Genomic DNA, 11346 nt, shown 5'->3' with positions numbered 1-11346 from the left:
AATGTAATTACTAGGTATTTACATTGCCCGGTCACTTTTCTTTTTCCTTTACCCCTACCCTTTTCTATTTTCATTTTTACGGACTTTTTAAATATTTACCCCTCCCATTCCATTAACCACCGCCCTACAACTCCAAGCCAATTCAGTTTCTACTTCCATCTGAAAAGGCAGATCCATACTGAATTTGAAATTTATATTTCCAGACAGCCACTCTGAATAACAATATCGATTATTGTAACTTAATATTTATATTGAGGGACGGAAAGAACACCTGCTTAAAATTATATGCGATTAAAAAGACCTAGAATTCGACGGAAAATCTTGTTTACACTGGAAAGGCAGTTGGTAAAAGGGGCACAATACCAGCTTTTAGTTGTGGCCGCCTTGATAGGTATGATTTCAATTATAGGTGGTCTATTGGTGATTCCTACCGATACCCCTTCACAATCTTTGGGCGAGGCTGTATGGTGGGCATTCCTAAGGCTCACAGATCCCGGTTACCTGGGAGATGATGAAGGCAATTGGCGTCGTTTTATTTCCACCCTGCTCACAATAGCGGGTTATGTGATATTCCTAGGTTCACTGGTAGCCATCATTACCACTTGGATGAACAGAAAGATTCGCCACTTAGAACAGGGCCTGACCCCAGTAACAGCCAATAACCATTTGGTCATTCTGGGTTGGTCCAATAGAACCATTCATATAGCCGCGGAAATTTTTCAATCCTCTGGGAGATTGAAAAGAATGTTTGAAAAATTCAACATTAAAAAACTAAAACTGATTGTCCTTTCCGAGGAGGTAGGTCCCTTTCAAATGCAGGAATTGAAGGACAACCCGATGATTGGTCGCCGTGCACACGAAATTATTTTGCGCACAGGAGTGGCTATAGACAGGGAACATTTACGAAGAGTGGATGCGCTAAATGCCGCCGTCATTATTATTCCAAGTTTGGCCTATGACCGAAAAGAACTGATCAATCCAGATGTGGAAACCATTAAATGTCTGCTTTCTTTAAATGCGGAAGCCAGGCAATTTAACTTCACAACCCTGCCTTATGTCATCGCTGAAATCCAGGACGATCATAAGATCAACGCCGCTTTCAGGTCTTATAGCGGACCCTTAGAAATTATTGGTAGTAATGCAATTATTAGCCGTTTGATGGCGCAGAACATACGGCATCCAGGACTTTCGCAAGTGTATAACGAGCTACTGTCTCAGTTGGTTAAAAACAATATTTTCACTCAGGAATTTCCTGAAACTATTAATCACCCGATATGGGCTGTCAAAAAAGCCTTTACCAAAGCCATTGTTTTGGGAATAGTTAGAGAGGAAAACGACACCTTTATTCCTTACTTGAATACGGATGAAAATGAAGTCTTAAAGGAGAAAGATCAGTTGATCCTGATAGCCAGGAATTTTTCAGACCTGGAATTGGATATGGACTTAATAGAAAAAGACAGGGTGCATCTTCCTAAGAAAAAGGCCTTAACTGTAGAAGAACAAACGGGAGTAATTAGAATTTTAATATTGGGGTGGAATGAACATGTACCCTCTTTAATTGAAGAGTTGACTACCTATGAGGATGAATCCTACTACATTAGGATCGTCTCCTTAAAACCACTTCAAGAAAGGAAGAAGGATTTTGGCATGGTAAACGAAGAACACGAAAGAATAGTTATAGACCATGTTGTGGCGGATTATATAAGGGAATCCGTCATAAAAAGAATTGAAGCGGAGACCTTTGAACATATTCTGATGGTAAGTAGTGATAGAATGGAAGAAGAAGAAGAGGCTGATGCCAGGACCATGGTAGGTTTTGTTTTATTGGAAGAAGTATTGGAGAAATCCGTAAAAAGCCCCTCCATCTTGTTGGAATTGGCGGATCCGAGTAACGAATCTTTGTTAAAACCTTTCCAAAGCGAAGTGATCATCAGCCCAATGATTTTGAGTCATCTTTTGGCAAGCATTGCCATGCAGCGGGAGTTATATAGCATATACAATGAGCTTTTTACTGTTGGAGGTCCTGAAATTATCTTTCGGAGCATTGAAGAGTACGGTATCAAGGTACCTATGGCTACATTTTCAGAATTAGAATCACAGGCTTCGTCCTATGGCGAAACTGCTTTAGGGGTGTTTATGCAAGGAGAAAAGGGAAAAAGGTTGGTATTAAACCCATCAAAAGACGAATCAATAAATCTCTCCGAAATTGATAGCCTAGTCATTCTTACCACTGTTTATTAAATGTAAAAACAGGCAGCATACCTTCTATTAGGTAATTGAAACACTTCACCTGATTAATTTAAAGGATAAAGAAAATTCAATTCAATCCAGGATAAGATTAGCCACTTTGAATTTAATATAATTCAAAAAAGCTACCGATATTAAACCCGAAATATGCAATAGACATTCTATTACATAATGCGGGTTAAAGAGATACTTAATGGGATTTTAATTTCCTGACATTAAGTCTTTACAAATTTCCATTTTCCTTTTCTAAAAAAATACAATGCCACAAGTGCGTGAAGTGAATGACACAAGGCGATGGTAATAAAAATACCGAAAGTATTGAGTCCGTAAATTATTGCCAGGTAATACGCCAAAGGAATTTCCAATAACCAGAAAATACTTATATTAATGTATGCAGGAGTTTTGGTATCACCCGCACCATTGAATGCCTGCACCATCACCATTCCTACAGCATAAAAGACATAACCTAAAACGGTAACCTTTAAGCCTGTTGCGGCGATGGCTCTTACTCCCTCATCCTGAGTAAAAATACCAGCCAGAAAATCGGCAAAAAACAAATATATAAGCGTCACTGTGGCCAAAAAGATAAAGTTATACCTAGCCGTAAGATAAGTGGCAATTTCTGCACGAAAAGCCTTTCCAGCTCCTAAGTTTTGCCCTACTAGTGTGGCCGCTGCTGCAGACAAACCCCAAGCAGGCATCAGACTGAAAAGTAATATTCTAAAAGCAATGGTGTATCCAGCAACTGCCACACTGCCAAATTCAGACGCGATTCTTGTGAGTACTATCCAGGCAGCGGAATCTACCAAAAACTGTCCCATGCCTCCAATAGAGATATTGATGATTTTTTTAAGTGTTTCCCACCGAACCAGAAGATTGTAAGATTTGATAACCAAGCGATGCTTTCCATTTAGAAGGTGATACATCTGGTAAACAACACCTATACTTCTACCTATTGTGGTTGCCCAAGCAGCACCTACTAAGCCAAGCCCTTCGATGGACCCAAGGCCAAATATCAATAATGGGTCAAGAATAATATTCAGGCCGTTAGAAATCCACAATGCCCGCATTGCCAAATGAGCCGATCCTGCCCCTCTAAAAATCCCATTGATCAAAAACAAAAGCATCACTGCGGTATTTCCTGCAAAAATAATCCTAGTGTAAGCAGTTCCTGTTACCAATACAGTTGATTCTGCGCCCATCAATCGCAAAACATCTTCTGCATAAATAAAGCCTGCAATACCCAATGCCACAGAAACCAAAACCCCTACCAAAAGCAATTGGAAAGCTAGGGTACCTGCTTGTTTGTACTTTTTCTCTCCAAACCTTCTGGCTACCAGAGCAGTGCCAGCCATGCTAATACCTACTCCAAGTGAATAAATTATAGTCAATACAGCTTCTGTCAAGCCTACAGTTGCTACAGCATGTTCGCCAAGCCTGCCTACAAAAAAAATATCTACTACAGCAAAGAGGGACTCCATGATCATTTCCAAAATCATAGGAATTGCCAAAAGAAATATCCCCCGCTTAATCGGTAGTTTGGTAAAATCCTGCTCGCTACCACTTATGGCGAGTAAGATCAAATCATATGTAGAAATTAGCTTTTTCATGAGGGAAAACAATTACCTAAATAACCGAAAATTTAATTAATATAATCCCCTCAGGCAGTTAAGTTTTTCAAACTACTGTGCAATACCAAGTAGAAATAAGAATCAGGCAAACTGGTCAACAGATCGCCTAATTCCTCTAAGGAGGTGATTTAAACCAAAAAATAACCAAATTTTGCTATGGTTCAGGTTAAGCCCATTGAAGTTTTCCTTGTGACAATCCAACTAAATTTGCTACCCTATACAAAACTCTAGCCCCAACATTGGCATCCCATTCGTCATCCCCACTACCAGGTGCTACTTCTACAAGGTCGAAACCTATTATTTCTCTTCCTGACTTTACCAGGGTTTTGATTAAATACATTAATTGCTGAAAATCCAATCCTCCTGGTACAGGAGTTCCTGTACTTGGACACAAATTTGGCAATAAGCCATCAATATCTATGGTGAGGTATACTTTCTCTGGCAGATCGGCAATAATTCTTTTGCATAAATCACTCCAGTTAACACCTTGATACATTTCTTCCTTAAGTTGGTTGTCTGAAAACAAAGACACCCTACTTTCAGATTGGATATAATCCCATTCCTGCTCACAAAAATCCCTGATTCCAACCTGAACAAGTTGCTTAACCTGCGGTAACTTCATAAAGTTGTAAGCTATAGACGCATGAGAATATTCAAAACCTTCATAAGCGGGCCGCAAATCTGCATGGGCATCAATCTGAAGGATTCCAAAAGAATTGTGGGTATCAGCCATGGCTTTAATCAAACCTAAAGGAGTACTGTGGTCTCCTCCCAATAAGCCGACAAGCTTACCTTTCTCCAAATGTATTTTTGATTGCTTGTAAACCCAATCAACCATTGATTCACAGGCAGCATTGATACCTTCAGGATATTTCTCAAATTGCTCCCTCACCTCTTCCGGTTCACCAGCCTCTAACCATTGGATATAAACTTCTGCTAACAACCTTTGCTTTTCGCTTGCTGACCTCAATTCTTCATCTTCGGGCAACATAGAAATCCCCATCTTCCAGGCTTCCGGAATATCCTCCTGAAAAAGATCTACTTGAGCAGAGGCCTGAAGAATCGCTTGAGGGCCATTTGCCGTACCCTCGCTATAGGAAACAGTTACTTCCCAGGGAACGGGGATAATTATCATTTCAGCCTCTTCGCTTGAAAACGGTAAGCCAAAAAGCTGACCACTTACCCCTACCCCATTTGGGTCAAAATTTGATATAACAGTAGATTTATCTGTTGTTGCCATGCCTTTGGTTTTATAGAATTCAAAATTAAAAATTAAGAATGAATTTATTGGAGAATTTCTTCGAGGATCCCACTATTTTTTGAAATATGCTGCCATTCATCTACATGAAAAACAATTCTTACCATCATTCCAGGAGAAAAGAGCAAATGATCCTCCCCTGTAAGATAAGCGGCTAAATGACTTACGCCTGGATTATGCCCCACCATCATCACATGATTGTCCTCTAGTCCAAAGCCTTCTAGTACCTGAAGTAAAACATCCTTATCCGCCTGATAAATCTCATTGACTACAGTAGATTTATCTATGTCCAATTTATCCGCTAGTATTTTGGAAGATTGCTGACATCTATTTGCAGGGCTATAAACCAAGTGATTACAAATCTGCCCATTGATTTTCAATATATTCGCCAATCTTTCCAATTGGTCAATTCCAGGTTTTGTAAGGTTCCTTTTATGATCCTTGGTATCAAAACTTGGGGCCTCGGTAAGGCCATGCCGAACCAATAATAATTCCTTAGCCATATGCTTGTTTTAATCTACAAAATGAAAAATAAATATGTGTAATTTTTATCGGCAATAAAAATTGCTTTGAATGATTATTTGGAAGAGAATAATATGACATCTATTTTTAGGACTTGAATTGTGGAATTTTACCTGATCCCATTTATTTTTATTTTTAAAGAAACTTACCATGCCAAAGAATTTAGTTATAGTCGAGTCTCCTGCAAAGGCCAAGACAATAGAGGGTTACCTAGGGAAAGACTTTAAGGTCACCTCTAGCTACGGGCATGTACGAGATCTCCCTAAGGGCGAAAATGCCATTGATATAAAGAATAAGTTCAAACCGACTTATGAAGTTACCGCCGATAAAAAGGAGGTAATTAAAGAACTAAAAAAGCTGGTAAAGGGTGCAGAGACAGTTTATCTAGCTAGTGATGATGACCGCGAAGGAGAGGCAATATCTTGGCACTTAAAAGAAGTACTAAACCTAAAAGATGAAAATACCAAAAGAATAGTTTTTAGAGAAATCACAAAGTCTGCCATCACGAAAGCTTTAGAATCTCCGAGAACCATCGATTACGATTTGGTAAATGCACAGCAAGCCAGAAGAATCCTGGATCGATTGGTAGGATTTGAGCTTTCCCCTGTGTTATGGAAAAAGATCAAAGCAGGTCTTTCTGCGGGTAGGGTTCAATCAGTAGCTGTTCGTTTTATCGTCGATAGAGAAAGGGAGATAGAAAAATTTAAACCAACCGTTTCCTTTAAAATAACAGCCCTATTTGATGTAGAAGGTAAATCACTTCAAGCTGAATTACCAAAGAAATTTGAAACAAAAGAAGAGGCAGAAGAATTTTTAAAAAAATGCCTTAATGCAGACTTTTCTATTAAATCTCTGGAAACCAAACCAGCGAAGAAAAGTCCAGCTCCACCTTTTACTACTTCTACTCTACAGCAAGAAGCAAGTAGAAAGTTGTATTTCTCTGTTGCTCAAACAATGAATATTGCCCAGAAACTTTATGAATCGGGTAAGATCACCTATATGAGAACTGACAGCCTTAACTTGTCAGAGGATGCATTGAAAGATGCTGAAAGGGAAATTAAAACAGCTTATGGGGATGAGTACCATAAGAAACGTAAATTCAAATCTAAATCAGAAGGCGCACAAGAAGCTCACGAAGCAATCAGGCCAACTTCCTTTGCCGAGTCAAATGCCGGTAAAGACAGGAATGAACAACGCTTGTATGAATTGATTTGGAAAAGGTCTATTGCCTCCCAAATGGCAGATGCCCAACTAGAGAAAACCAATGTATCCATTGCTATTTCCAATGCAGATCAAACCTTAAGTGCAAGTGGTGAAGTTATCAAATTTCAGGGATTCTTGAAGGTTTACTTGGAAAGTACTGATGATGAGGATGAAGAAGAAACTACCGGAAAAGGTTTGTTACCTCCTTTGACAGTAGGACAGCTCTTGCATTTGATTGAGATGAAAGGACGCCAATCTTTCACCCGACCATCAGCAAGGTATACAGAAGCCTCCCTGGTGAAAAAACTAGAGGAAATGGGAATAGGAAGACCTTCTACCTACGCCCCTACTATCTCCACAGTACAAAAACGAAATTATGTGGTGAAAGAGTCTAGGGATGGAATCCAGCGAAAATACATAGAAATGACCATCCAAAATGGTACATTTAAAGAGGCAGAAAAAACAGAAACTACAGGTACAGAGAAAAATAAGCTATTCCCTACCAATATCGCAATGGTAGTAAATGATTTTCTAGTAGAGCATTTTCCAAATGTGATTGATTTCTCTTTTACCGCCAAAGTGGAAAAAGAATTTGACCACATTGCTCAAGGCGAGCAACCTTGGGAAGAAATGATTCAAAATTTCTATGGTAATTTCCATTCCAAGGTTGAATTGACAGAAAATATCAAGAGAACAGATGTTAATTCCAGCAAGGAACTGGGCAAGGATCCCAAAACCGGAAAGGTAGTAATAGCCAGACTTGGCAAATTTGGACCGCTAGTCCAAATAGGAGACGCAGAAGATGAAGAAAAGCAATTTGCCAGTTTGCGCAAAGGGCAATTTATAGAAAGTATCACTTTGGAAGATGCAATGGAACTCTTCAAATTACCTAGAGATGTGGGTATGTTTGAAGATAAAAAGGTTGTTGCCGCCATAGGACGTTTCGGTCCGTATATAAGACATGACAGTAAGTTTGTTTCTTTAGGAAAAGAATACGATCCCCTTTCAGTTACTCTAGAAGAAGCTATTCAGCTAATCAATGACAAGCGTGAAGCTGATGCCAAAAAGCACATCAAATCATTTGATGAAAACCCTGAAATACAAGTCCTTAACGGAAGATGGGGACCCTACATTAAAATGGGAAAAAGCAATTTTAAAATACCGAAAGACAAAGAAGCTGAATCACTGACCTTTGAGGAAGTCATGAAGCTTATTGAAGCGCAAGGGGATACTAAAAAGCCTAAACCAAAAAAGGCTGCTCCGGCGAAGAAAGCCCCGGCAAAAAAGAAAACAAAGAAATAAACTTAAAGGAGACAGATTCAAATCTGTCTCCTTTTTTTTACCCTTTGCATTGGAATTTTTCCCGTCTATTTTTTCTATTATATTATAACTCTTATCCTAATCCAGGTAATAATTACAATTGGCCTATTATTTGATGGTATTCAATCGAACTTATTACTAAAAAATGGCCTGCTTGACGACAAGGTATCAGGTTTGTTTGATGTTCTTTTTAAGGAAGCCATTTAATTTAACTCAAAACACGAAATCAATTTCTGAGTAGTTGGACCTATTCTTGGCTATTTATGGAATGACCATAGAATTAAGTTTTTCTTGAACCCGGATTATGTAATAGGATTTCTCCGTCCTGACAATAGTCAGGGGTGAAGCCTGTCCCGTGTTTACGGGAAGTGGTGTAATCACAATAAAATCAGGCTATTTGGAGACTGAGTCATAGCACCGCTATGGTGAAGTCGAAAATAGCAACGAAGTGACTGATTTTAAAGTGATTCCATCACGTAATAGAAAGTCTATTGCATATTTCGGGTTGAATCAATGGTTATCTATCGCAATTGATAAGTCCACAAATCGCTACAAATTGACTGTTTTGAAAGTAATTCCGCTACGCAACAGAAAATCTGATGCTTGTTAAAATTTAAAACTAAGGTGTACAATGAAAAATAAAATCGCATTATTTAAAAAGTACAGTAGCTCAAACATAAGAAAGACTCCTTTCCTAATGTTAACACTTTGTTTATTATCTATATTTCCAAATGGGCTAATGGCCCAAATTCAGGAAGGTCTCCCCAAACCTACTGATCAAATAGACCTCTCCGACACCAGTGATTTGGTTATTTTCATAATCCTGCCAATTTTAGTGCTGATTTTATACCTATTCTGGAGAAAATCAATGAAAAAAAGAAAAAATAAGGGGGACCAATAAGAAATTATTCTTAAAAATACAAAAGTGATGGTTATTCAGATATCTCAGATACTGAATAACCATCACTTTTTCTTGTTAAACCCGGATTATATTATAGGATTTCCTGGCCCTGACGATAGTCAGGGGTGATGCCTGTCCCGTGTTTACGGGAAGTGTTGCAATCGCAAGACAATCGGCTGTTTGGATATTTTAGCATAGCACCGCTATGGTGAAATTGAAAACAGCAACGATTGGGTATTTTAAAGCGATTTCAGCACGTAATAGAATGTCTATTGCATATTTCGGGTTAAATTAAATATGGATCTACTGATCTGTTTTTCTTAATTGTTTCTTAGCTTATCAATTAATTCCTCCTTCTTCAACTGACTTACCCCTTCTAAACCGATTTCCTTAGCCTTATTGTAAAGTTCTTCCCTTGTCCATTCTTCATAGGGAGAAGCTTTTCCACCTTTTTTACCCGTTTCCGTATTTGGAGCATTGGCTATTCTTGCGGATTTTTCTTTACTGTATCCTTTATCCCTAAGGGCTTCATATTGGGACTCGTTTTTTATAGTCTTCATTTTTTCCTTCGGCATAATAGTATTATTTAAGCGTTATCTCTTCTGTATTTATCAGTTTCTGAGGTCACTTCTTTATCAGCATTTTTTGCCCTATACAATTTATCTTTGGCAGCCTTTTCATCTTTTTTATCATTTACCTCAACATTCTTTAAAGGCTTTTTAGAAGCCTTACCATCCTCTGCTTCATTTTGGGCTTCTGTAAAGCTGTTTTTCTGGAAATCATCATGTTTATTGTTTTTATTATTCTTTTCCATCTTTATAATTTTTGTTTTATTATAGGTAAATTATAACCAAAATCATTCCAAATTGAATTTGACCGCTATTTTCACAGTAAAATTTCACCCTAAGTCCCTTTTTATTTGTTTATCCTTTCACAAGGAAATATATTCACGGATCAATAGTTCAGAAAAATTTTAATTAAATATGAGAAGTAACTTAAAAAATTCCAGAAGAACCTTCATAAAAGGGAGTCTTTTGGCGCTAGGAGGCATAAGTATTGTACCCCGACACGTTTTGGGCAAAGGACATCTGGCCCCCAGTGACCACTTAACAAAAGGCATAATCGGAGTTGGCGGCATGGGCCGAGGCCACTTCAATTATGCAGGAACTAAAACTGTAGCCATTTGTGATGTAGATACACGTCACATTGGTATCGCTCAAGAAACACTAGGGAAAGGTGTCAAAACTTTTGCTGATTATAGAGACCTAATCAAGCTCCCGGAAGTAGATATAGTACACATTGCCACCCCTCCTCATTGGCATGGAATCATGGCTGCTGATGCTGCTAGAGAAGGAAAAGACATATGGTGCGAAAAGCCAATGACAAGGACTATTGGTGAAGGCAAGAAAGTCATGGAAGCTGTAAAGCAACATGGAAATGTTTTTAGATTAAATACCTGGTTCCGCTTTGATAGCAATTTTTACGGTATGAATACCGAGGTAAAAAACATCAAAAAACTAGTGGATTCCGGAATGCTTGGCTGGCCTCTTAAAGTAACTGTCGGTAAGTTGACTGGATTCGATTGGAAATTTTACTGGGTTGGGAAAACCGGATTGAATGAAATGCCGATTCCTAAGGAGCTAGATTATGACCGTTGGTTAGGTCCAGCACCTTATAAACCTTATAACGAGCATAGAACCCATGGTACTTTTAGAGGATATTGGGATTATGATGGCGGTGGACTTGGAGACATGGGACAACACTATTTGGATCCGGTACAGTATTTCCTCGGCAAAGATGAAACAAGCCCTGTCAAGGTAGAGGTTGATGCACCACAACAACACCCTGAGGCAGTTGGAACATGGAGAAAGATCACTTATACCTATGAGGATGGATGCCAGATCGTCTTAGATGGAGAAGGTACTACAGAAGCTCCTTATATAGAAGGGCCAAAAGGTAAACTCTATAGAGGATTTAAATCAGATATTCCTAATATGGAACGGAAACTGGCGCAATTCCCTGATCCTGCTTCTCAGGTGACGGATTTTGTAGATGCAGTAAAAAACAGAAAGAAATTTGCGCTTAATGAGCAGAATGGATTCCGCTCTTGCACCTTGGTAAACATGGGATTGGCAGCCTTGAGACTTAACAGAGATTTGAATTTCGATCCTGTAAAATTAGAATTCATAAATGATGAAGGAGCCAACAGACTCGTGAATCAGCCCATGAGAGCACCTTATACCATTTGATCTAAAACATAAAAG

General features: G+C 38.7%; 9 protein-coding genes. 4 read left to right on the top strand and 5 right to left on the bottom strand.

What is annotated here, in order from left to right; genetic code table 11:
- The first annotated feature begins 285 nt into the window (after positions 1 to 285).
- Positions 286 to 2241 carry a CASTOR/POLLUX-related putative ion channel gene (locus CA2015_RS17185; protein WP_048643017.1) on the top strand — a complete coding sequence of 652 codons (1956 nt, stop codon included), beginning with the start codon at positions 286 to 288 and terminating at the stop codon, positions 2239 to 2241.
- A 221-nt stretch (positions 2242 to 2462) separates the two neighbouring features.
- On the opposite strand, the gene CA2015_RS17180 is transcribed toward CA2015_RS17185, so the two are convergent.
- The 3 genes from CA2015_RS17180 to CA2015_RS17170 all read right to left on the bottom strand — a co-directional run bounded on the left by CA2015_RS17180 (position 2463) and on the right by CA2015_RS17170 (position 5639).
- On the bottom strand, positions 2463 to 3857 hold the full coding sequence (locus CA2015_RS17180; protein WP_048643016.1) for an MATE family efflux transporter: 1395 nt from the start codon (positions 3855 to 3857) through the stop codon (positions 2463 to 2465).
- Positions 3858 to 4044: 187 nt separating this feature from the next.
- Complete coding sequence (locus CA2015_RS17175) at positions 4045 to 5118, bottom strand: agmatinase family protein (protein ID WP_048643015.1); 1074 nt, start codon at positions 5116 to 5118, stop codon at positions 4045 to 4047.
- Positions 5119 to 5162: 44 nt separating this feature from the next.
- Complete coding sequence (locus CA2015_RS17170; RefSeq protein ID WP_048643014.1) at positions 5163 to 5639, bottom strand: SixA phosphatase family protein; 477 nt, start codon at positions 5637 to 5639, stop codon at positions 5163 to 5165.
- Positions 5640 to 5808: 169 nt separating this feature from the next.
- On the opposite strand from CA2015_RS17170, the gene topA reads away from it, so the two are divergent.
- Positions 5809 to 8163: a type I DNA topoisomerase gene (gene topA, locus CA2015_RS17165; RefSeq protein WP_048643013.1), complete on the top strand. Its 2355-nt coding sequence runs from the start codon at positions 5809 to 5811 to the stop codon at positions 8161 to 8163.
- Between the two features lie 649 nt (positions 8164 to 8812).
- Entirely contained in the window at positions 8813 to 9082 is a 270-nt protein-coding gene (locus CA2015_RS25000; RefSeq protein WP_048643012.1) for a hypothetical protein, read from the top strand.
- A gap of 320 nt (positions 9083 to 9402) precedes the next feature.
- On the opposite strand, the gene CA2015_RS17155 is transcribed toward CA2015_RS25000, so the two are convergent.
- Together CA2015_RS17155 and CA2015_RS17150 are read right to left on the bottom strand one after the other, a co-directional pair.
- Positions 9403 to 9657 (bottom strand): DUF7218 family protein, encoded by a 255-nt coding sequence (locus CA2015_RS17155; protein ID WP_048643011.1) that lies wholly within the window; start codon positions 9655 to 9657, stop codon positions 9403 to 9405.
- A gap of 11 nt (positions 9658 to 9668) precedes the next feature.
- Positions 9669 to 9896, bottom strand: coding sequence for a hypothetical protein (locus tag CA2015_RS17150; RefSeq protein ID WP_048643010.1), 228 nt, complete (start codon positions 9894 to 9896; stop codon positions 9669 to 9671).
- A gap of 169 nt (positions 9897 to 10065) precedes the next feature.
- Here CA2015_RS17150 and CA2015_RS17145 point away from each other — a divergent pair, with 169 nt between their 5' ends.
- Positions 10066 to 11331, top strand: coding sequence for a Gfo/Idh/MocA family oxidoreductase (locus tag CA2015_RS17145; protein WP_048643009.1), 1266 nt, complete (start codon positions 10066 to 10068; stop codon positions 11329 to 11331).
- The last annotated feature ends 15 nt before the right edge of the window (positions 11332 to 11346 follow it).

This window comes from Cyclobacterium amurskyense, assembly GCF_001050135.1.
In the GTDB taxonomy this organism is placed as follows: domain Bacteria; phylum Bacteroidota; class Bacteroidia; order Cytophagales; family Cyclobacteriaceae; genus Cyclobacterium; species Cyclobacterium amurskyense.
This window is presented reverse-complemented; position numbering and strand designations above follow the sequence as displayed.

What these genes read in the sequence shown, in the direction of transcription:
- CA2015_RS17185 (WP_048643017.1), top strand. Translation starts at nt 286, where the DNA reads ATGCGATTAAAAAGACCTAGAATTCGACGGAAAATCTTGTTTACACTG.
- CA2015_RS17180 (WP_048643016.1), bottom strand. Translation starts at nt 3,857, where the DNA reads ATGAAAAAGCTAATTTCTACATATGATTTGATCTTACTCGCCATAAGT.
- CA2015_RS17175 (WP_048643015.1), bottom strand. Translation starts at nt 5,118, where the DNA reads ATGGCAACAACAGATAAATCTACTGTTATATCAAATTTTGACCCAAAT.
- CA2015_RS17170 (WP_048643014.1), bottom strand. Translation starts at nt 5,639, where the DNA reads ATGGCTAAGGAATTATTATTGGTTCGGCATGGCCTTACCGAGGCCCCA.
- topA (WP_048643013.1), top strand. Translation starts at nt 5,809, where the DNA reads ATGCCAAAGAATTTAGTTATAGTCGAGTCTCCTGCAAAGGCCAAGACA.
- CA2015_RS25000 (WP_048643012.1), top strand. Translation starts at nt 8,813, where the DNA reads ATGAAAAATAAAATCGCATTATTTAAAAAGTACAGTAGCTCAAACATA.
- CA2015_RS17155 (WP_048643011.1), bottom strand. Translation starts at nt 9,657, where the DNA reads ATGCCGAAGGAAAAAATGAAGACTATAAAAAACGAGTCCCAATATGAA.
- CA2015_RS17150 (WP_048643010.1), bottom strand. Translation starts at nt 9,896, where the DNA reads ATGGAAAAGAATAATAAAAACAATAAACATGATGATTTCCAGAAAAAC.
- CA2015_RS17145 (WP_048643009.1), top strand. Translation starts at nt 10,066, where the DNA reads ATGAGAAGTAACTTAAAAAATTCCAGAAGAACCTTCATAAAAGGGAGT.